At 60.4% G+C, this 21,092-nt stretch carries 21 protein-coding genes; 5 read left to right on the top strand and 16 right to left on the bottom strand.

Going from position 1 to position 21,092, the window contains the following annotated elements:
• Nucleotides 1-25: 25 nt before the first annotated feature.
• Nucleotides 26-406: a flagellar export protein FliJ gene (locus MIC97_RS06430; protein WP_183831663.1), complete on the bottom strand. Its 381-nt coding sequence runs from the start codon at nucleotides 404-406 to the stop codon at nucleotides 26-28.
• Between the two features lie 442 nt (nucleotides 407-848).
• Here MIC97_RS06430 and ctrA point away from each other — a divergent pair, with 442 nt between their 5' ends.
• Nucleotides 849-1,544, top strand: a complete 696-nt coding sequence (gene ctrA / locus MIC97_RS06425) for a cell cycle two-component system response regulator CtrA (RefSeq protein ID WP_183831662.1) — start codon at nucleotides 849-851, stop codon at nucleotides 1,542-1,544.
• Between the two features lie 78 nt (nucleotides 1,545-1,622).
• Here the strand turns inward: ctrA and MIC97_RS06420 are convergent, their stop codons facing one another.
• Together MIC97_RS06420 and MIC97_RS06415 are read right to left on the bottom strand one after the other, a co-directional pair.
• Nucleotides 1,623-2,027, bottom strand: a complete 405-nt coding sequence (locus MIC97_RS06420) for a response regulator (protein ID WP_345773539.1) — start codon at nucleotides 2,025-2,027, stop codon at nucleotides 1,623-1,625.
• Nucleotides 2,028-2,176: 149 nt separating this feature from the next.
• A complete protein-coding gene (locus MIC97_RS06415; RefSeq protein WP_239799339.1) occupies nucleotides 2,177-2,806 on the bottom strand; it encodes a histidine phosphotransferase family protein in 630 nt (209 codons plus the stop codon).
• Nucleotides 2,807-3,105: 299 nt separating this feature from the next.
• Here MIC97_RS06415 and MIC97_RS06410 point away from each other — a divergent pair, with 299 nt between their 5' ends.
• Both MIC97_RS06410 and MIC97_RS06405 read left to right on the top strand, forming a co-directional pair.
• Nucleotides 3,106-3,687, top strand: a complete 582-nt coding sequence (locus tag MIC97_RS06410) for an EipA family protein (protein ID WP_239799338.1) — start codon at nucleotides 3,106-3,108, stop codon at nucleotides 3,685-3,687.
• Nucleotides 3,688-3,893: 206 nt separating this feature from the next.
• Entirely contained in the window at nucleotides 3,894-4,997 is a 1,104-nt protein-coding gene (locus tag MIC97_RS06405; protein WP_239799337.1) for a hypothetical protein, read from the top strand.
• Nucleotides 4,998-5,040: 43 nt separating this feature from the next.
• Here MIC97_RS06405 and MIC97_RS06400 read toward each other — a convergent pair whose 3' ends face one another.
• From MIC97_RS06400 to MIC97_RS06380, 5 genes are all read right to left on the bottom strand, one after another.
• Complete coding sequence (locus MIC97_RS06400; RefSeq protein ID WP_239799336.1) at nucleotides 5,041-5,844, bottom strand: RNA methyltransferase; 804 nt, start codon at nucleotides 5,842-5,844, stop codon at nucleotides 5,041-5,043.
• Nucleotides 5,845-5,982: 138 nt separating this feature from the next.
• A complete protein-coding gene (locus tag MIC97_RS06395) occupies nucleotides 5,983-6,306 on the bottom strand; it encodes a metalloregulator ArsR/SmtB family transcription factor (protein ID WP_183831657.1) in 324 nt (107 codons plus the stop codon).
• A 151-nt stretch (nucleotides 6,307-6,457) separates the two neighbouring features.
• Nucleotides 6,458-7,219, bottom strand: a complete 762-nt coding sequence (locus MIC97_RS06390) for a HugZ family protein (RefSeq protein WP_239799335.1) — start codon at nucleotides 7,217-7,219, stop codon at nucleotides 6,458-6,460.
• Nucleotides 7,220-7,354: 135 nt separating this feature from the next.
• Complete coding sequence (locus MIC97_RS06385; protein ID WP_239799334.1) at nucleotides 7,355-8,116, bottom strand: SDR family NAD(P)-dependent oxidoreductase; 762 nt, start codon at nucleotides 8,114-8,116, stop codon at nucleotides 7,355-7,357.
• A gap of 78 nt (nucleotides 8,117-8,194) precedes the next feature.
• The gene (locus tag MIC97_RS06380; RefSeq protein ID WP_239799333.1) at nucleotides 8,195-8,707 is read right to left on the bottom strand and encodes an N-acetyltransferase; all 513 of its coding nucleotides are present in this window, start codon (nucleotides 8,705-8,707) and stop codon (nucleotides 8,195-8,197) included.
• Between the two features lie 262 nt (nucleotides 8,708-8,969).
• Here MIC97_RS06380 and MIC97_RS06375 point away from each other — a divergent pair, with 262 nt between their 5' ends.
• A complete protein-coding gene (locus MIC97_RS06375; RefSeq protein ID WP_239799332.1) occupies nucleotides 8,970-9,965 on the top strand; it encodes a glutathione S-transferase family protein in 996 nt (331 codons plus the stop codon).
• Here the strand turns inward: MIC97_RS06375 and MIC97_RS06370 are convergent.
• Nucleotides 9,956-10,456, bottom strand: a complete 501-nt coding sequence (locus MIC97_RS06370; RefSeq protein ID WP_239799331.1) for an NUDIX domain-containing protein — start codon at nucleotides 10,454-10,456, stop codon at nucleotides 9,956-9,958. The genes MIC97_RS06375 and MIC97_RS06370 overlap by 10 nt on opposite strands.
• A gap of 78 nt (nucleotides 10,457-10,534) precedes the next feature.
• Here MIC97_RS06370 and MIC97_RS06365 point away from each other — a divergent pair, with 78 nt between their 5' ends.
• On the top strand, nucleotides 10,535-11,500 hold the full coding sequence (locus MIC97_RS06365) for a metallophosphoesterase (RefSeq protein WP_239799330.1): 966 nt from the start codon (nucleotides 10,535-10,537) through the stop codon (nucleotides 11,498-11,500).
• Here the strand turns inward: MIC97_RS06365 and MIC97_RS06360 are convergent.
• From MIC97_RS06360 to MIC97_RS06330, 7 genes are all read right to left on the bottom strand, one after another.
• Complete coding sequence (locus MIC97_RS06360) at nucleotides 11,475-12,095, bottom strand: hypothetical protein (protein WP_239799329.1); 621 nt, start codon at nucleotides 12,093-12,095, stop codon at nucleotides 11,475-11,477. The two genes, MIC97_RS06365 and MIC97_RS06360, sit on opposite strands and share 26 nt — an antisense overlap.
• A 127-nt stretch (nucleotides 12,096-12,222) precedes the next feature.
• Nucleotides 12,223-13,917, bottom strand: a complete 1,695-nt coding sequence (locus tag MIC97_RS06355) for a hypothetical protein (protein WP_239799328.1) — start codon at nucleotides 13,915-13,917, stop codon at nucleotides 12,223-12,225.
• A 133-nt stretch (nucleotides 13,918-14,050) separates the two neighbouring features.
• Entirely contained in the window at nucleotides 14,051-15,766 is a 1,716-nt protein-coding gene (gene leuA, locus MIC97_RS06350) for a 2-isopropylmalate synthase (RefSeq protein WP_239799327.1), read from the bottom strand.
• Nucleotides 15,767-16,144: 378 nt separating this feature from the next.
• On the bottom strand, nucleotides 16,145-17,242 hold the full coding sequence (locus MIC97_RS06345) for an AbrB family transcriptional regulator (RefSeq protein WP_239799326.1): 1,098 nt from the start codon (nucleotides 17,240-17,242) through the stop codon (nucleotides 16,145-16,147).
• Between the two features lie 152 nt (nucleotides 17,243-17,394).
• Nucleotides 17,395-17,688, bottom strand: a complete 294-nt coding sequence (locus MIC97_RS06340; protein WP_239799325.1) for a putative quinol monooxygenase — start codon at nucleotides 17,686-17,688, stop codon at nucleotides 17,395-17,397.
• A gap of 121 nt (nucleotides 17,689-17,809) precedes the next feature.
• Nucleotides 17,810-18,742, bottom strand: a complete 933-nt coding sequence (locus tag MIC97_RS06335; RefSeq protein ID WP_239801050.1) for a cation diffusion facilitator family transporter — start codon at nucleotides 18,740-18,742, stop codon at nucleotides 17,810-17,812.
• 11 nt (nucleotides 18,743-18,753) lie between these two features.
• The gene (locus MIC97_RS06330; protein WP_239799324.1) at nucleotides 18,754-20,943 is read right to left on the bottom strand and encodes an anthranilate synthase; all 2,190 of its coding nucleotides are present in this window, start codon (nucleotides 20,941-20,943) and stop codon (nucleotides 18,754-18,756) included.
• Between the last annotated feature and the right edge of the window lie 149 nt (nucleotides 20,944-21,092).

Here is a 21,092-nt window from a genome sequence, read left to right as displayed (position 1 = left end):
TGAAATCTGACCGTCTGAATAAGGATCAGCCGATCATTGCGCTGCGCGGTGGGGCAGGTTCCGGCTCGCGCGCCTTGCCGTCGCGCATTTCGAGCATCTCAGCTTTGGCAAGCTCGGCTTCAGCTTCATGAAGCAATGTTTCGGCGGTGCTGCGCTGTCTGGCCAGATCGGATTGGGAATCCCTGAGATTGTCGCGCCGCTGGCGCGCGGCCTTCGCGAAGGTGGGATAGGCGAAATGGGTGATATCTGTGATGCCGGCTTTTTTTTCCTCGGCGGTGATCTGCATCTCCAGCTCGTTCGCCATCCGGTCGAATTCGGCGATCATCGCGTCGAGCTGCGCCAGCTGCCGCCGTTTCTCGTTCACCTGAAATTGCTTCAGACGAACGAGGCCCTCACGTGACTTCATGACCCTCAACTCCGCACATACTCTTTACGCTCACACTGATCCGGCGGAACGAAAAAAGCCTCCCACCGGTGTTTTCCACTGAGAGAGCCAATGGAAAACAAATTCCTAAGATTCTTTGCGCCCGGTAACCATTCGTTTACGGGCATTGTTAATCATAAGGGGCAGGACTTAAGAGCCGGTAAAAATTCTGATGCGAATTGATACCGGCGAATGAGCCTGCTGAATCACTTACGTCGGTTTTTTGACGTACGCGACGGTTTGGGGCTTCCCTCGAATCATCTTTGGATTCAACAGAGTATGGAAAGAGGTTAAAAGTTCTGGTATCGTCCGAAGCACGAAATTAGGATTTGTTAACCATTCGGTGGCAGTTTCGATTCAGGCAATCGCTGCCGCGGGCCAGGACGGGTCGTACACAGGTTCGGCGGCAGAAAAGGGGAATGAGATGCGCGTTCTGCTGATAGAAGATGACAGTGCAACCGCACAGAGCATCGAGCTTATGCTGAAGTCTGAGAGCTTCAATGTCTACACCACCGACCTCGGTGAGGAAGGTGTCGATCTGGGCAAGCTCTATGACTACGATATTATTCTCCTCGACCTGAATCTGCCCGACATGTCGGGCTATGAGGTTCTGAGGACACTGCGCCTTTCCAAGGTCAAGACACCCATCCTGATCCTGTCCGGCATGGCCGGCATCGAGGACAAGGTGCGCGGCCTCGGCTTCGGCGCCGACGATTACATGACCAAGCCCTTCCACAAGGATGAGCTTGTCGCCCGTATTCATGCCATTGTGCGCCGCTCCAAGGGCCATGCGCAATCGGTCATCACCACCGGCGATCTCGTGGTCAACCTCGATGCAAAGACCGTCGAAGTGGGTGGCCAGCGGGTGCATCTGACCGGCAAGGAATACCAGATGCTGGAGCTGCTCTCGCTGCGCAAGGGCACCACGCTCACCAAGGAAATGTTCCTCAACCACCTTTATGGCGGCATGGACGAGCCGGAGCTGAAGATCATCGACGTCTTCATCTGCAAGCTGCGCAAGAAGCTCGATGCCTGTTCCGGTGGTCAGAATTACATCGAAACGGTCTGGGGACGCGGTTATGTGCTGCGCGAGCCGGAAGAAATCCGCGAAAGCGCCTGATCTCTGCATTTGCGACGAGACAAGAAAAGACCCGGCTTTGCCGGGTTTTTTGTTTTCAGGCAATATTGCAGCGGCGAATCAGGCTGCAATCTCTATGGTGCGAAAGCTGCCGAGAAGCTGCTCGCGCACGAAGGGCTTCAGCAGATAGCTGTCGGCGCCCGCACGTCTGGCGCGCATGATCGCCGCCACGTCCATTTCAACAAGCGAAAGAAGGATCCGGGGCGTGACTGCCCCTTTGATGGACCTTATCGCGCGAATGAGATCCGGTGCGCTCATGTCCGGCAGATTGTTGGAAACAACAATGATATGCGGCATCGACCGGCGGCACATTTCCAGTGTCTCGGCGGCAGTGCTGCTTTCAAAAACAGTCATCTCAGGGGTGGCGAGAATTCGCTTTGCAACCCTGCAGATCACATTTGACCCGTCGGCAAAGATGCACAGTTGTTTCATCTGTTTTTCCCCCGGCTTGCTCCGCGGGTGCACAAGTGCCGCGAAGCTTCAGCCATGGTAGTGCCAACGGGTAAAGAACCGGGAAATTTGCCGGATAAAAATTATGTCAAATGCAGTTTGGCTGGTTGCCGATACGATCGGCAAATGGCGCTGATCGCGCCTTTGCCTCATCGGCGCAACCCTTATGCGGCGGTCAGGGTGATCTCTTCGGCTGTTGCGTGAATGGAGATTGTCATGCCGGCTTCGCGCGCCAGAAGAAGCGTATAGTAAGGCTGCACGGCATGGGCATCGATCGGCTCTTCCGGCTTGCCGCCCGAATGCAGTTCGAGGAATTTCGGCGGTACCCGCAGCATGGGACCGCTGGAGGAAATGACGAAGCGTGGCGCGGTCTCGAGGTCTTCCAGTTTGACCGAGATCTTGCCGCCGCGGGGGATCGCGGCATTGGCGATCAGGATGAGGTTGAGCAGCAGCTTGACCTTGTTCTTGGGCAGCAGCGCACGACCGCCTTCCCAGACCAGTTCCGGCTTTTCATTCTTGAGAAATGCGATGGCGACAGCCTGCGCATCTCCGGTGTCGATCTGCATTCCGGCCGAACCGGCTGCACCAAAGGCAATGCGGGCGAATTGCAGGCGGGCCGAGGCGTTGCGCGCGCTCTGGCGGATGAGGTTCATCGCGTCTTCGTCGGCGCCGCCTTCATCGAGCAGTTCGAGGCCGTTGTTGATGGCCCCAACCGGAGAAATGATGTCGTGACAGACCCGGCTGCACAAAAGGGCGGCGAGATCAGGCGCGGAAAGCGTGAAAAGGTCTGTCATGAGCGGCGGTCCCTGCAAGAATCGGTCTGTCGACGTGAATACGCCAGCTTGCGCCGCCACCCTATAGTCTGCGATGTCGAATCCGGCGAAGGCGCCGGCCGAAATGCAGGGTATGGAGTGTTGCGCAGGCGGACGTCCCAACGGCAGTTTCGGCCTTCGAACTGCCATCTTCATGTGAAAGCTTAATGGTTGAAAAAGAATTACGGCATAGGTTGCCGTGATTGGTATGATAAGCGATCGATTCAGAATCGCGGATGCCCGAGGCGCAGACGGAGTGCTCCGTTACGGAGATGTACTGCATGATTTCCCGATATCTCAGGCCGGATTTCGTCCGCGCTGTGGCTACGACCATCATTCTCGCGAGCGCGCTCGCCTTTTCGGTGTCGGCCTCGCGGGCCCAGGAATACACGGCTCAGGAGATTGTCGATTCCGGCCATCGCTTTTTCGGCTCCACCTCGGGTGGGCTGGCAAGCGTCGTCGAAAAGGTTTTTTCCTCCTACGGCCTGCCTAACGGCTACATTCTGGGAGAAGAGGGGTCGGGCGCGCTGATTGGCGGTCTCACCTATGGCGAAGGCACGCTCTATACCAAGAACGCCGGAGACCACCGGGTGTTCTGGCAGGGTCCTTCGCTGGGCTGGGATTTTGGCGGACAGGGCTCCCGCGTCATGGTTCTGGTCTACAATCTGGACGATATCAGCAATCTTTATACGCGTTACGGCGGTGTTGCTGGCTCTGCCTATGTGATCGCAGGCGTCGGCTTCAACGTGCTCAAGAACAACCAGATGCTGCTGGTCCCGATCCGCACCGGCGTGGGCGCCAGACTGGGTATCAATATGGGCTATCTGAAGCTGACCCAGTCCCCGACCTGGAACCCATTCTGATGCTCCTGTGTCCCGTAAGGCCTGAGTGTTCTTGCCGGTTTTGCGCGATCGGTTCAGCTCATGGCGCAGTGGCCCTGATCTGAAACACATCTCCCCGGGGCCGGACGCGTTTGCGGAGCGGACCTTTCGCAGGCATTCTTGAGAAGCGCCGGGTAGGACTTTAAGATAAGGTTCGGCTCTGCGACATTTGGAACGGATAGCGTATCTTGGTCCAGTCGATCCTTTTCTTCCTGCTTGGCTTCCTGTGCGCAGGCTTTATCGCGCTTTTGCTGGGGCCTCCGATCTGGCGGCGCGCGGTCACGCTCACGCGCAGGCGTCTGGAGGCGGCGCTGCCGTTGAGCCGCACCGAACTGCAGGCCGAAAAGGACAGGGTGCGTGCCGAATTTGCCATGCAGGCGCGGCGACTGGAGATGACGATCGCTTCTCTTGAGGCCAGACAGGCCGAGCAGAAAGTCGAAATCGCGCGGCTCGAACAGAAAGCCGCCGCGCTGGACGTGGACAAGGCACAACTGTTGCACACCATTTCCGGACTGGAGGAGCGTAACGGATCGCTTGCGACGCAACTCGAAGAAGCTGAGCAGAATGCGACCAGATTGCAGGCGGCGCTGGACGACGGCGGCAAGACGCTTAAGGAGCGGGATGAAGAAATCCGGCAACTTTCGCATCAATATGAGGAAGCCTCCTATCTGGCCAGCAGCCGGCAGATAGAGCTCGTCGGCCGCGAATCCGAGGTGGACAAGCTGGCGGCAGAAATTTCGCGTCTGCGTGTCGAGATCAGACAAGCCGAGCAGAAGGACAAAGAGCTTCTGGCACAGGCAAACGCGGCGCGGGAGGCGCTCAGGGTGGAACAGCAGCGGGCAGGCGATCTTGGTGTCCGAATCGAGCGCCTGCTGGCAACGGTCGCCGACCGTGACGAAACGCTGGAACGGCGCGAGCGTGAGTTGGCGCGTCTGCGTGAGACATCCAAACCCTCCACACCGGAACGGGCTTCGAAGAAAGCAGGTTCAGGTAAACGCGGTTCTGCCAAGGCGATCTCGGGGGCTGATGTGACACTTGCGCGGATCAAAGCCGACCGGGACAGGCTCGAACGGCGACTTGCGCAAGCCAGGGGCAAGGAAGCCGAGAGCGGTGTGGAACTGCGGGACCAGATGGCGGCGCTGGCTGCCGAGGTTGTTCAGATGACTGCACAGAGAGAGGGACCGGATTCTCCCATCACCCGGCTGCTGGCAGAAAAGGGAAGCGAGAACTCCGACCGGGCAAGCCTCGCAGCACGGATTACGTCACTGCAAAAGGCGGATGCCGAAAGCTGAGCGCCAACTCCGAAAGGAGGAGGGAAGGCTGTGACGGTGTTGCTTATTCCGTATTTCTGGTGAAGGCGTGCAGCGCGATCGCCGAGGCTGCGGCGACGTTCAGGCTGTCGAAGCCCGGCGCCATGGTGATGCGCGCTGTGTGAAGGCGGGACATGAGGTGTTCGGGCAATCCCTCGCCTTCGGTGCCGAGGTAGAGGGCAACAGGTCCGCGGGGCTCGACGTTGCGTATATCCGTCTCACCGCGCGGAGACAGGGCAAACTGCGTAAACCCCTTTTTCTCCAGCAAATCTGCGATGATGGTTGCATCGTCAGCCATGGCGAACGGCACCTTCAGGGCTGCTCCGACTGAAACGCGGATTGCCTTACGATAGAGCGGGTCGCAGCTGGCCTTGTCGAGCAGGACCGCATCTGCGCCGAAGGCGGCGGCGTTGCGGAAGATCGAACCCACATTGTCATGGTTCGAAATGCCGACCAGGACGGCGACAAGCGCATTTTGCCCGACAGCGCCAAGAAGCTGGTCGGGAGACGCCAGTTCGCCGCGAAGGCCGATGGCCAGAATGCCCCTGTGCATGTGGAAGCCCGCAATGCGATCCATCACCGCTGCGCTGACCACATAGACCGGAACCCCGGCAGGCAGGCGCGCCAGCACCTGCTGCATGCCTGCCAGACGGTTTTCCAGTACCAGCACGGATTCGACCCCGAAACGCCGGGTTGCGGTCAGAACGTCCAGAACCACTTTGCCTTCGGCTACGAAGCGTCCTTGCCTGCCGACGAGATCACGCTCGCGGATGTCAACATAGGCTGCTACCCGCTCGTCCAGCGGGTCGTCGATGCGGACAGGTTCCATGCCATCACCGTTCTGTTTCGATGGTGCGAGATAAAGCATTCAGCACGAAAATAAAAACCGCCTGAAGCGAAACCGTGGGCTTCAGTCGATCCAACGGGAGTGTGGCTTCGGAAAAGTGTGCTTCCGGCTGCCGACCTGTCAGGTTCCGGTATCAAGGCTGCGAACGGCTTTCCGGTCTGCGAACAGATCTTCCATCAGGCACAGCAGACGTTCCACCGAACGGCAATTGCAGGAATAATAGATTGTCTGGCGCTCGCGCCGCGTTTCGACCAGACCGCCACAGCGCAACTTTGCCAGATGCTGGGAAAGCGCCGACTGGCTCAGTCCCACCAGTGAAGCGAGGGTATTCACGGAGAGTTCCTCGCGCATCAGAAGCGAAAGGATCTCAAGGCGCTTGCTGTTTGCCGTCAACGCCAGAAAAGCAGCGGCCTGTTCAGTGAGGATATTTTTCATCGCCCGCATGCACCCTCCTTCACGCCGATCCTGCACTATGGGTGCGGTGGAGCAAAGGTATAGCCTGCAACTTTTCCGTTATCAGGCATCAAATGTCTCAACCGATACAAAGCCTAAGCTATGCGCACCAGATCAAGAGACTGGTTCGGCGAACGGCCCGCTACCCGGCAGCACGGCCGGTTTTCGCCATTTCAGCCAGTACCCGGCGCAAATCATGCGCGGATGAAAGCGGTTCGGGGAAGAATATGCGCAGGCACTGATCGCCCGCGGCCAGATCCATCCCCTCGGAATCGAAACCGGTCACCAGCCAGCCGTCGCCCTTCGCCTTCGCAAAATGCTGCGCATAAACTGCAATGGCGTCGCGGTGATCTTCGTTCATGTGCTCGATGGCGGATTGCTCGCGTGCCCCGAATTCCTCATTCGCCGCGTTTTCAGTGACGATGTCGGATCGTTCGAGCAGGTAAGCCTTGCCGAAGCCTCCATTCATGCTGGCCCGCTCGACTTCCAGCCGGAAGAACGCAAAGTCGCCCAGCCCCACATAGAGCTTCGCCTTGGGATTGCGGTTGAGATAACGGCGCGCGATCCGCTCATTCTCAGCAGATTCCCGCTCGATGCGCCGGGCGTGGCAGACAATGCTGATGCGCGGGTGCGCCATGGCATCGCCCTTGCCGGGTTCGCCCACGAGCAGAGCGCAGCGCGGATCGGCGCCAAGGCCCTGCGTGTGGCCGGACAGGCCGGAAATCAGGGTGATCGGCGTTCCGTCGATGTCGGTGGCTATGCCTATGCGACTGATCATCGGCACACCCGTAGCCTTTTCGTTGAAGGCAAGCGCACCGAAGCGGGCGCTCCGCAACAGCGTTTTGGCAAGCCGGATCGCCTCTGCATCCGTTTCGCGAATCACGTCTTTTTTGATCTCGTTCAAAACAAGTCTCCTGTTGCGCGCACAAAGCGCGCTCCGACATTTTGACCGGAAACCGCGACAGTCTGAAAACTTCCGGGTGTTTTGGTCCGGTGCTTCGGAACACCGCATCACAGGATACGGATGCTCCCGACGGGTTTATTTCGGCGCCATGCGGATGGCGCCGTCAAGACGGATTGTTTCGCCATTCAGCATCTGGTTGTCGACGATGTGGAGCGCGAGGGCCGCATATTCGGCAGGCTCGCCCAGACGCGAGGGGAACGGCACGGCAGCGCCGAGCGAATCCTGCACTTCCTGTGGCATGGCCGCCATCATCGGCGTCTTGAAGATGCCGGGAGCGATGGTGCAGACGCGGATGCCGGAGCGGGCGAGATCGCGGGCAATGGGCAGCGTCATACCCACCACGCCGCCCTTGGAGGCCGAGTAGGCAGCCTGTCCGACCTGTCCGTCATAAGCAGCGACGGATGCAGTATTGACGATCACGCCACGCTCGCCGCCCGCCAGCGGTTCCAGCTTTGCGGCTGCGTCGGCAAACAGGCGGATCATGTTGAACGAGCCGATGAGATTGATCTCGATGACCCGGCGGTACTGGTCGAGCGGATGCGGCCCGTCCTTGCCGATGGTCTTCACTCCGATGGCGATGCCGGCGCAATTGACCAGTATGCGGGCGGTACCCAGCTTCCCGGTGACCTCGGCCATGGCTGCCACGCCGCTTGCGGCATCGCTGACATCGCATTTGACGGCAATGCCGCCAATGTCGGCAGCCACAGCCTGAGCGCGCTCGATGCCGACATCGAATATGGCGACCCGGGCGCCTCTGGCAGCCAGCGCGCGGGCGGTTGCCTCGCCAAGGCCGGAACCTGCACCGGTAACGATCGCAATTTGTCCTTCGGCGTTCATGGGCGGGGCTCTCCGTGAAAACTGAGCTTGCTTTACGAGGTCCTCCGCATGCCTGCAACCATATCGAGCATTATGCTACTAAGGTCGGGCAAGAGCGGCGTGCGTTACCTCTCCCGTAAGGCTTGTCACCGCCCCGGGGACGATCTCGTGGATCAGCAACCGGTTGCGGTCGACAGGGCGGGGCATGGAGATCTGACCATAAGGAATGCGGGTGAAACCCAGCGGGCCGTAATAGGGCTCGTCGCCGACAAGAAGAACCGATTGCCATCCAGCGTTTCTTGCTGCTTCCAGCGCCATGGCGACAAGATGCCTGCCGATCCCCAGATTCTTGTGGGCCGGGCGAACCGCGAGCGGCCCGAGCATGAGCGAGCGGCCCTTTCCCGCGGCAATGGGTGTCATGCGGACAGACGCGATGACCATGCCATTCCTGATGCCGACAAAGGACAGATCACGCTCATGCGGTCCGCCCTCGCGGATCTTGTAAGCGGCACGCGCGAAACGACCGGGCCCGAAAGCCTCTTCGTTCAGCGTATCGATTTCAGGGTCATGCGCCGGGGTTTCCGGCATGTATGTGACGTCGGCAAGGCTCATGTCTTTGCAGTCCGGTATGCGAGAAAAGGGTGCCGCCACAGGCAGCGTTCGCCAATGCGCTCAGGCGCGGGCGTCCTTTCGTCGTCGGTCGAACCGGATGGCTGCAAAGAAATCCAACATGAAAGTTCCGCTAGCATCAAACGCCGGCGGCTGCAATCGGCCTTGTGCCGGTGTGCATTGGTTGACGCTGTGTTTCCCGTTCACAATGGTGCCTTCAACCGACGGCCGCCCTATATGCGAACCTGACCGGAAAGGAATTGTGATGGGTTTGCTTGTCGACGGAAAATGGGAAGACAACTGGTACGATACCAGCGCGAGCGGCGGCCGGTTCGTGCGCTCGCAGTCGCAATGGCGCGACTGGATCACAGCCGATGGCCTGCCCGCTCCGGGACGGGAGCGTGGCTTCAGGGCCGAACCCGGCCGCTATCATCTCTATGTGTCGCTGGCCTGCCCGTGGGCGCACCGCACACTGATCTTCCGGGCGCTGAAGAAGCTTGAGAAGGTGGTCCCGGTTTCCGTGGTCGATCATTTCATGGGCGAGGATGGCTGGACCTTCCGCAAGCGTGATGGGGCGACCGGCGACACGCTTTACGGGCTGGAATTTCTCCACCAGATCTACACCCGCGCCGATCCTGCTTATTCCGGCCGGGTAACGGTGCCGGTTCTGTGGGACAAGCAGGAGCAGACCATTGTCAGCAATGAATCGGCGGAAATCATTCGCATGCTCAATTCCGCTTTTGACGAATGGGGCGATGCGGGCGTGGATTTTTATCCCAAGGCTTTGCGGAATGAGATCGACGCTCTCAACGATGCCATCTATCCGGCAGTAAACAACGGCGTTTATCGTGCAGGTTTCGCCACCACGCAGGAGGCGTACGAGGAAGCTTATGGCGAATTGTTCGCCATGCTGGACACGCTGGAGGACAGGCTGTCGCGACAGCGTTACCTGACAGGTGCGGGCATTACCGAAGCCGACTGGCGACTTTTTACCACGCTTGTGCGCTTCGATCCGGTCTATGTCGGCCATTTCAAATGCAACCGGCAGCGCATCGCCGATTATCCCAACCTGTCAAATTATGTGCGTGACCTGTTTCAGGTTCCGGCTGTGGCAGGCACCGTCGATCTGCACCACATCAAGTGGCACTATTACGGAAGCCACAAGACGATAAATCCGACTGGCATCGTGCCGCTGGGGCCGGACGTGGATTTTGCGGCCCCGCATGATCGGGACCGCTTTGAGACACGGGCTCACCAATAGGGTGAAGCTGTCTCGCCAGCGAACACTTCGGAAAGCCGCTTGCGGGTGGCCGGTGTCGTTTCTTCCGGAAGCGCGTCGAGCGCGAAGAAGCCAGCCTCGGCTATTTCCCGGTCGGGCAGTTTTGACGATGTCTGGCTGAAGTTCTCGATGAGATAAAGGCCAACGTGGTCACGCCGGCTGGACCGGCGGTTGAAGTGCATCGACATCAGGGCCGGCGGGCCCGACATGACGATGTTGGCTTCTTCGGAAAGTTCACGCTCCAGCGCTTCCAGCATCGTCTCGCCCACTTCCACGCCGCCGCCGGGCAGCTGCCAGCCGGGAACATAGGTGTGGCGCACGAGCAGAACGGTGCGCGCCTGAGGGTCATGGACGAGACCGCGCACACCCAGCGTCATCGGACGCCGCAGCAGGAAATAGAAATGAAACAGCCGCGTCGTCAGGCTGGGACGTTTGTTTTCATGCGAAACGGCGGGCGGATCGGAACTGTTCATTTCACTTTCCGTTTCCTGTGAGTTTTTTTGACGGGCGGCGAGTGGAAAGAGCCGCTCACCTCGCTTATGAAGACGGCCATGTTCAGGCTTGCGCATCTGTCCGACGCTCATCTCGGTCCGCTCCCCGATGTAACCTATCGCGAACTCGCCTCCAAGCGGGCGGTCGGCTACATCAACTGGCAGAGAAATCGCCGGCGTCACATGCATGACTCGGTTATCGACACGATTGTCGCAGATGTCAGGGCGAGTGGAGCCGATCATATCGCGGTCACCGGTGATCTGGTCAATCTGGCGCTGGACGGCGAAATCAGGATGGCCCGTCAATGGCTTGAAACGCTGGGCGAACCCCGCGACGTCTCGGTGGTGCCCGGCAACCACGACGCCTATGTGCCGGGAGCCTTCGCCAAGGTCTGCCGCGAATGGGCGCCATGGATGAGCGGGGATGAGATCAGCGGGGATCATCATGCCGGGCCGCGAGATCACCGCGACTTTCCCTATTTGCGGATACGTGGAGATATCGCGCTGATCGGTGTGTCTTCCGCCCGTGCCACAGCGCCCTTCATGGCCAATGGCTATCTGCGGGAAGGGCAGGGGCGGCGTCTGGCCGCTCTCCTGGACGAAACAGCGGCCAGAGGTTTGTGCCGGGTGGTGATGATCCACCATCCGCCAGTGCGCAACGCCGTGCCTCAGCATAAACGGCTGTTTGGCATCGGGCGGTTTGGCAGGATCATGAAGCGTCATGGGGCAGAACTCGTCCTGCACGGTCACTCCCACGACCCGTCGCTGAACTTCCTCGATGGCGCCAACGGCCCGGTTCCCGTTGTGGGCGTGGCCGCGGCGGGACAGGCACCCGGCGGCAAGCATGCGCCCGCGCAGTATAATCAGATCGACATCGCCGCTGATGGAACCGGATGGAACCTGAAGCTGACGCGGCGCGGTCTGGAAGGGGCGACTTTGCCTCCTGCCGATCTCGAAGTTCGTGATCTTGTGGCCAGGCCGGGTGAAAAGGTTATTTCGGTTAAAAGCGCAGAGCGATCTGCCTGATGTGATCCCAGAACAGCACCAGCGATAAAAGCACACCCGTGAGCGCGCCGGCGGCAATGAAGGCGAGGGCGGAACGAAAGGCTTCCCGTCGCTGGCTTCGGTGTCCGGCCTTTGCCTGCGGTTCTTCTGCCGGGGTTTCGGGCTGGGAAGGGGTGGCGTACAGCTGACCGCCAGCGTCAAGCATGCGCTGCCGCTCGACGATGCGTTCGGCGATATAGCGCGTCACCTGATCCGCAACGGGTTTTATCTCGGTGGATTCAGCCAGGACGATCCGTCCGAGGCGGGTGTCGCGCAGGAAGCGATAGGTGCGCCGGTCGCGACCCATGGCGATGTGGGCCACGGCGTCGATCCACAGCCGGGGCTGCAAGCCGGACGAAAGGGCGAAATCGAAAATTTCGATGTCGTTCGGAACTTCAGCGAATACGGGAGCCAGTTCGGTGGCGAGGAGTTCGAGGCGCGCATGCTGCGCATCGCGCATGTCGATCACCACGTCATCGCGGTCGGCAAGATTGTTCTTCACCTCGCGGATGGCAGATGCCAGCGCCGAGGGGGCGCCATCCGGTGATGACGCGATTTCTTTGCTGTTGCCCGCCATCGTCTGCCCGCCCGCATCCGGTTGCAGCACTGGAAACCGAAGCTGTTTCCGGACATCCAGTACCCGATCAGCGTATCAGCAATATCAATTGTGGCGAAAGAGCGGAATGCGTCTTTTCAGATGAGCATCAGCGGGCGTCGCCGAGACCGGCGGCCTGCAGCGCGCCAAGCAGCTTGTCCACCATATCCGGCGGATATTTCCTCTCTTCCAGCACACGCCTCGGTTTCGCGGAGAAGTAGGGGAACCTGTCCTTCAGCGTGGTCAGCAACTGATCGCGTGTCCTCACATCTCCTGTGTGATGGGCGGCGATCAGTCGTGCCACGAGATAATGCGAACGTTCGGACGCCGGATTCAGCCCCGCGGCGGCATTGGCCGCCTTATCCATGTCGCCCTGCATGAAATAGGAGAGGAACAGTCCAAAGTCCCACCAGGCCGGCCGGGCGCTCGACCCGTCGACGGCGCGCGCCATGATCGGGGTCGCGGCCGCATATTCGCCTGCGAAGATCAGGACGTAGGCATAGGCAGCCGCCATCGACAGATCATAGGTGTTCAGCTCATAAGCCTTCCGCATCCAGTGTATGGATTCCTCGGTGTTTCCGAGGCGCGAGTTGAGATAGCCATAGGCGCGGTGTGCATAGGAGCTGGTGGCGCCCATCTGCACCGCTTTTCGACCCATGGACAAAGCCCGTTCCCGCGATGCATCTGCGGGGTAGCTGTATCCGCTGGTAACTGTCTGGAGATCAAGGACCGCCATTTCCGAATAGATCAGCGGCGACTTGCCTCCCTGCTCGATGAGTTTCTCAAAGCAGCTGTAGGCGGCCCTGTGCGTCTGCTCTCTCGGATCCTGGTAATAGTCGTCATTGAGAAGCAGGCATTTGGTGAGGCCTGCCTGAACGCCGGCCTGTTCGATATAGGCGTATATGATTCCGGAGGCGGTGTTGGTGGTGCTGAGCAACGCGGCAACGCTGTCTTCGATGCGTTCGGGCGACAGTTCCTGCGGAGAGAAAGTGCGCGAGTGAAGCACGCGGCCGTTGCCGATGTTCTGCAGCTCGACCGTGACGCTGCCCTGCTGGTGCCCCGAGGTTATCTTGAAAGCAAAACTCGTGGCATTGGCGACGGGGTCGGGAGTTCCCTGAAAATCGCGGCCGATGAAATCGAGCGTATCGAAACCTGAAAGACCGCTGCGAAGTGTCGCCAGCATGGAAACCTGCTCGGGAGTGTCCGCGCTGGCCTCAATGTAAATCACGGGCAGAGCGTCCGGGCCCTGTCCCGCGATGCTGCCCGTGCGGGAGTTTTCGATAAAACCCGACAGGTCTGTCTGGCGCAGAAACAGCATTGCCATCATGAGCGTCACGACGCCGATGGCGGCCCACATCAATGCGATATGCAGGGAGAAGGAGCGGGTTGCAGCAACCGCTGGAGATTTCACCTCATGTGATGGTTCCGATGCAATGGGCTCGTCGCCGGAGCCTTCCCCCGTTTGATTTTCGACGTAGCTGGGAATGTAGCTTCCGCGCGGAATGACGATCTGAAGCGGATCGGATGCTCCTTCGGTGGCGAAATATTGCTGGAGAAGATCACGAAGCCGTCCGGCCTGCACACGCACCACCGCATCGGTGGACGGGTCGAATTCCGTATCCTTGCCGAAGACATCCACGGCAATGGCGTAGCCCTTCAGGCGGTCGGCCTGACCCGCCTGTTCGCGTTCAACAAGATATCTGAGGAGGTCGCGGGCGCGCTCGGACCGGCTGAACGTGTTGCTGGCGAGAACGCGTTCCAGTGTCGTGCGCACTGCGGGGGCAGCAGGCGTGGTGGGCTGCAAATGTCGAACCTCTCCTCGGATCGGCAGGAAGGTCGATCATATAGAGTTCCGCTCCCGGGGGACAAGCGCCGGCGCGGAAAGCCAACAGGCTGAAGGGCCGGTTGCGCGGGGCAACCGGCCCGGTGGTTAACAATTACTTACCGGCTACGATTCGATTTGCTGCCGATACGATCGCTTCGAGTGACGCGGCAACGATATTGGTGTTGATGCCGACGCCGAACAGCCGTCCGCCCGGATGCTCGATCTCGACATAGGAGATGGCGGAGGCGTTGGAACCGCTCTGGAGCGAGTGCTCGGAATAGTCGAGCACCGACATCGGCACGCCGATATGGCGCGAGAGCGCATCGACGAAGCCGTCGATCGGACCGGTGCCGACGCCTTCGATCTTCGTCTCCCTGCCGTTGTCGATGATCGTGGCTTCGAGAATACGGCGGCCCTTCACGGTGCTGTCGGGGAACGTGTGATGGTCGACAAACTTCATCCGACCTGCCGGCTGCTCGACATAGATGCGCTGGAATTCATCGTGGATGCGGCGTGAGGGCAGCTCCTTGCCTTCCTCGTCGGTGATTTCCTGAATGACCTCGCGGAATTCCACCTGCAGGTTGCGCGGCAGATTGATGCCGTAGTCGGTCTGCATGATGTAGGCGATGCCGCCCTTGCCCGACTGCGAGTTGATGCGGATGATCGCCTCGTAGGAGCGGCCGACATCCTGCGGGTCGATCGGCAGATAGGGCACTTCCCACACAGGCGAATTGGCCTTCTTCAGGGCAATCATGCCTTTGTTGATGGCATCCTGATGCGAACCGGAGAAGGCCGTGTAAACCAGCTCGCCGACATAGGGGTGGCGCTCGGCGATCCTGAGCTGGTTGGAGTATTCGTAGACGTCCTTCATCCGGTTGATGTCGGTGCAGTCGAGCTGCGGATCCACGCCCTGCGTGTACATATTGAGCGCCAGCGTCACCACATCGACATTGCCGGTGCGCTCGCCATTGCCGAACAAGGTGCCTTCGACGCGGTCCGCGCCTGCCATCAGGCCGAGCTCGGTGGCGGCGATGCCGGTGCCACGGTCATTGTGCGGATGCAGCGAGATGATCAGGCTGTCGCGCCGATCGAGGTTGCGACACATCCATTCGATCTGGTCCGCGTAGACATTGGGCGTGTTCATCTCAACGGTCGAAGGCAGGTTGAGGATCAGCCTGTTGTCCGGGGTCGGATTGACGATTTCCGTGACCGCATTGCAGATTTCCAGAGCCACTTCGAGCTCGGTGCCGGTGAAGCTTTCCGGCGAATACTGGAAACGATAGCCGCCACCGGCCTTTGCAGCCATGTCCATGATCATCTTTGCGGCGTCGGTGGCAATCTGCTTGATGCCGCCGACATCCTTCGCGAAGACGACGCGACGCTGCAATTCGCTGGTTGAATTGTAGAAGTGGATGATCGGCGTGTTGGCGCCTTCGAGTGCCTCGAACGTGCGGGTGATCAGTTCCGGCCGGCACTGCACCAGCACCTGCAGATCGACATCATTCGGCACATTGCCTTCTTCGATCGCCCAGCGGCAGAAGTCGAAATCGGTCTGCGAGGCGGAAGGGAAGCCGATCTCGATTTCCGGGAAGCCCATGTCGAGCAGCAACTGGAACATGCGGGCCTTGCGGTCCTGACCCATCGGGTCGACCAGCGCCTGATTGCCGTCGCGCAAATCCACCGAGCACCAGATCGGCGCCTTCTCGATGCGCTTCGAGGGCCAGGTTCGGGCTGACATGTCCGGTGCGGGGAAAGGATGGTATTTCTGTGCCGCGTCCGGCATGCCCTTGCGGCTGGAACTGGTGGCAACGGGTTGCTTTGCGTTCATCGTCATCTTCTCCGGTTTCCACCGACCTGCCACAGAAATGGCTGTCATCGGATCGGCGGTGCCTTAATAAAAATCGGTCGTAGGGTACAGGTTTGCCAAGGAGCATCATGCCGGGCGGCGGTATCGACCGCCGGGCGCTCCTTCAGCGAACCCGGCGATCGCCGATAAGGCCGAGAAGAAGGAGAGTGGAGGCAAGCGCGCGCAACGTCTCGCCGGAGAAGCCGGTCGAGCGGTTGGAAGCGGATGCAGGGCGCTTGGTCATGGAGGCTCTCTTACAGGAGCCGTCCCTCAGAGGCAAGACACGGGCAGAACTTTCCGTCCATTCCAGCCTGCCATGCAATGGCTGAGCGCTTGATCGGGGTAACATGAGCCGAGGCTTCAGGTGACCATCCTGCGTGCAAACAGCCTCGCTATGGGTGGCCCGATCAGCAGCACGATCATGAAGCGGGATGTTTGCATGGCCATCACAAATGACAGATCAACCTTGTCGGTGGCAGCTGCGATGATGGCAATCGTTTCCATGGCGCCGGGGCTGGTTGCGAGATAGGCCGTCATCGGATCGATGCCCAGCATCCGGCTCATGAGCCAGCCGAGCCCGGCGCAGAATATCAACAAGGCAGCGATCGAGCCGAGGATCTGGGGCAGGGCGCGCATGGCATGGTGAAGGGCAGGTCGGGTGAAGCCAAGCCCGATGTGCCAGCCGATCATCGCGTAGCTCATGCCCAGCAGCCATGGCGGCAGATCGAATTCCAGGCCGGTGCCGAGATGCAGCGCCATGCCGATGAACATCGCCCCAAGAAAAAACGGCGAGGGCAGCCGCAGCATCTTGCCGAGGCTGGCTCCACCGATCGCCACGGCCAGGGTGATCAGCAAGCCGGTTTGCAGCGGCGGAAACCAGATGATGTCCGGCACGTCGATCCGGGTCGTATCGATCCACAGCCCGGCAATCAGAGAAGCGGATATGGAAATGATGATGACACGCAAATACTGCATGACAGCGACAAGGCGCTGATCAGCACCGAAGGAGCCCGCCATCAGCACCATCACCGCTGCCGCACCGGGGGCAGATCCCCACAGTGCCGTGGTTCCCGGCAGTATGCGCAGCCGGCTGATCAGCCATCCGAGAAAGCCTGACGCGGCAAGCGTGGCCACAACCGCGCCGAGGATTAGAGGCCAGCTTGCGTAGAAAAGGCCAAGAATGTCAGCGGATACGGAGTTGGCGATGAGACAGCCAATCACACCCTGCGCGAGGCCGAAGGCAGGGGTTGGTACGCGCACCGTGGTGCCGCTCACGCCGATCACGATGCCGGCCAGCATCGGTCCGATCAGCAGGGGGGCGGGAACACTGGCGAGTTCGAGCAGCACCACCACCGAGGCAGAAAGGGCGAAGAGCAGAGCCCACTGGAGAGGCGGCGAAGCATGCGACAGGCGCGATCCGGTCTGTTGCTCCTGAGGCTTTTGGCTTGTCTGATCCATGGACTGGCTTTGCAGAAAGGATTGAGGGCGCAGCCATCGGCCGGTGCCTGCGCAAATCGCCGATCCGATCGGATCAGCGCATCCCTGATAGAATCAAATTCAGCGAAAGCGAACCTGCAAAACACGAAATGCCGCGAAGGCACAAAGGCTGATCAGGGAAGGCCAATGCCTCCGGCCGGTTCTGTCTCGACTTGAAACTCAAAGCCCGAAACCAGAGGGCGGGCCCTGGCAATGGTTTCCTGAACGTGGGGAAGTTGCAGCGAAGCCTGATGGCTCTCGGCGTCGGCCCACACCTCTGTCACCCAAAGAGCCGAAGAGTCGGCCGGGTCGCGGGAAACCACATAGCTGAGGCAGCCCGGCAGAGCGCTGGCGGTTTTCAGGATGAGCTCCAGAAGCTCGTCGCGCTTGCCCGGCGCTGCGCGCAATTTTCCGATCAGCCCATACATGAGCAACCTCCCTGTCTGCCTGCTTACAAGCCGCCACCACATATGCAGGGTGATTCAGATCGCGCGAATGCGCAACCATGAATCTTTACAAGGCTCTGCGGGTTCCGGCTGAGGAAGTGATTCAGGCGAAGGGAACCGCCACGCTGCCCTTTGGCAGCTTGGCTTCATCATCCGGTTCGACGTGAATTGTTACGCGCACGGAAGGGTTATCGGCTTTCAGCGCGTCTTCGATCCGGTCACAGATGATGTGCGCTTCGCCGACAGGCATGTCGGAATCCACCACCATGTGAAACTCGATGAAGGTGGCGCGTCCGGCAATGCGGGTCTTGAGATCGTGGACTTCCAGCGCGCCCCTGGAGTTGACCGAGATGATATCCCGGATGCGCATCTGATCTTCGATGTCGACGCTGCGGTCCATGAGGCCGTTCAGGGATTCGCCCATCACCTTCCAGCCCTGATAGAGGATGTTCACGGCGACGATCAGGGCCAGCAGCGGGTCGAGCACATGCCAGCCGGTAAACACGGCGGCGACAAGGCCGATGATGACACCCGCCGAGGTTACGACGTCGGTCATGATGTGCTGGCCATCGGCAACCAGAGCGGGCGATCTGGCGCGGCGGCCCGAGCGGATCAGGACCGTCGCCCATATGCAATTGATGAGAGCGGCAAAACCATTGATGGCCATGCCCTCCCATGGCTGTTCCATGGCCTGCGGAGCCTGGATCGTGTCCCAGACCTGAGCCATGATCAGCAGCGCCGCCACCACGATCAGTACACCTTCGAGCACGGCCGAGAAATATTCGGCCTTGTGATGCCCGAAGGGATGGTCGCTGTCTGCCGGCTTGTGGCTGACGCGGATGGCCCACAGGGCCGCGCCTGCGGTGATGAGATTGACGATGGATTCCAGCGCATCAGAATAGAGCGCCACGGAGCCGGTCATGCGCCAGGCGAGGAATTTCAGCCCCATGACACCGAGGGCGATCAGGATCGACCAGACGGCAAGGATCTGCACCCTGCGCTTCGATGAATTCCGATCCTGATGCACCTGGTCCATTTCCATCAAAGTCAGGCCATCTTTTCCCGCGCCTTGCGGGGCAGGTGAACGACGATGTTCTCGATGATGCGCATGCCGGCGTCGCCGCCCAGCGTCATGATCGATTCGGGATGGAACTGGACGGCCGCAACCGGCTCCTTCTGGTGCTCGAAAGCCATGATGGTGCCGTCCTCGCTGGTGGCCGTCACCTCGAATTCGCGGGGAAGGCGGGCGGGATCGGCAAAGATGGAGTGGTACCGGCCGACTGTGACTTCCTTTGGCAGGCCGGAGAAGATGATGCCTTGCTTCGACACGCGAATGCGCGACGGTTTGCCGTGCATCGGAACGGCAAGCTGGCGCAATTCTCCGCCATAGGCTTCGGCAAGCGCCTGCAACCCCAGGCAGACGCCGAAGATCGGCAGCTTGCGCTGGCGCGCCTTGCCGATGGTGGCTGCGCAGTCGAAGTCCCTGGGCGTACCCGGACCGGGCGACAGAACCACCAGATCCGGCTTCAGCTCGTCGAACACCGAATCGGCTACCGGCGTGCGCACGGTGGAGACGTTCGCGCCGGTCTGGCGGAAGTAGTTCGCCAGCGTGTGGACGAAGCTGTCTTCATGGTCGACCAGCAATATGTTCAGCCCCTCACCGACGCGGGCGGTGGCCCGTTCGACAGCGGCGCTGTTGCCGGCCCTGGCGTCACGGATGGCGGAAAGCATGGCGGAGGCCTTCAATTCGGTTTCGGCTTCTTCGTCCTCAGGGACGGAATCGAACAGAAGTGTCGCGCCGGCGCGCACTTCGGCAATGCCGTCATTGATGCGGATGGTGCGGAGCGTCAAGCCGGTATTGAGATCGCCGTTGAAATGCACCATGCCGATGGCCCCGCCATACCAGGCGCGGGGGCTTTTCTCGTTGTTCTCGATGAAACGCATAGCCCACAATTTCGGCGCCCCGGTGACAGTGACGGCCCAAGCGTGGCTGAGAAAGGCATCAAAGGCATCCATACCCTCGCGCAGGCGGCCCTCGATATGGTCGACGGTGTGGATGAGACGCGAATACATCTCGATCTGGCGCCGTCCGATCACGCGTACCGAGCCCGGCTCGCACACCCGGCTCTTGTCGTTGCGGTCGACATCCGAGCACATGGTCAGCTCGCTCTCGTCCTTCTTGGAGTTGAGCAGTTTCAGGATCTGCTCCGAATCGGAGATCGCGTCCTCACCGCGCTTTATGGTGCCGGAGATCGGGCATGTCTCGACCCGGCGGCCGTTGACCCGTACGAACATTTCCGGCGATGCGCCGATCAGGTATTCGCCTTCGCCGAGATTGATGAAGAAGGAATAGGGCGAGGGATTGGTCGTCTTCAGGCGGCGTGCGATGTCGGAAGGCGCACTTTCGCAACGCTCGTAGAAGGTCTGGCCGGGCACCACCTCGAACAGGTCGCCGCGCTTGAAGCTCGCCATGGCGCTGCGCACCAGCGCCGCATATTCGCCGGGCTTGTGGTCGCCGCGAGGCGGTGTGCGGTCCGACGGGGTGAAGGGGGCGGCCGGAGTCGCGCGCGCCAGGCCCTCGGTGGAAAAATCCTTGCCCGCATAGTCATAGCGGTCGGTCCACGCCTTCGCCGAATAGTGGTCGACGACGAGGATCTCGTCGGGCAGGAACAGCACGAGGTCGCGCTGGCTGTCCGCGCGCTTCAGCTTGTAGTCCACCGGATCGAACTGGAAGGCGAGATCGTAGCCGAAGGCGCCGTAGAGGCCGAGATTGCTGTCGTCCGCGGTGTGGAAGAGGGCGGTGATGGCGCGCAGAACGGTGAAGACGGAGGGCGCGCGGCTGCGCTCTTCCTCGGTGAATATGCGGTCCGGCTTGTTTACCTCAAGCAGGATGAGTGCACCGGTCACTTCCGTGATGTGAACTTCGGCCAGACCGGCAAGAGCGGCGTGAAGTGTCGGCAGCAGGGCTGTGCCGCGCTCGTTGAGCGCCTCAATGCGCATGGAACGGTTGCGAGCGGAAATGACCACTGGCGGATCGATGATGGCGGTGTCCCAGCGTGTATAGCGACCGGGATATTCATAGTTGGAGGAAAAGACGGCGCCGCGACGTGAATCCAGCCCGTCGATGTAGGTTTCGATCGCGCCGGCATAGGGCCGGTCATGGCGCTGGCGGGTAATCTCAATCCCCCCCGAGGTGATAAAGCGTTCCGCTCCGTTATCGAGAATTTCCACCGTCATTGCCGTCTCCGTTTTTGACTTCTGGCAACGGACCTGGAGGCTGAAATGTAAAATGGCCGCCCGGACATCCGTTGCGGCCACCATTCATTTTCGCGCGCACGCGTTCAGAAGGCCGCTGTCAGCAGGCCCACCACCACGCAGAGCTCGAG

It is taken from the genome of Aquamicrobium sp. NLF2-7 (assembly GCF_022359935.1).
Lineage (GTDB): Bacteria > Pseudomonadota > Alphaproteobacteria > Rhizobiales > Rhizobiaceae > Mesorhizobium > Mesorhizobium lusatiense.
This window is presented reverse-complemented; position numbering and strand designations above follow the sequence as displayed.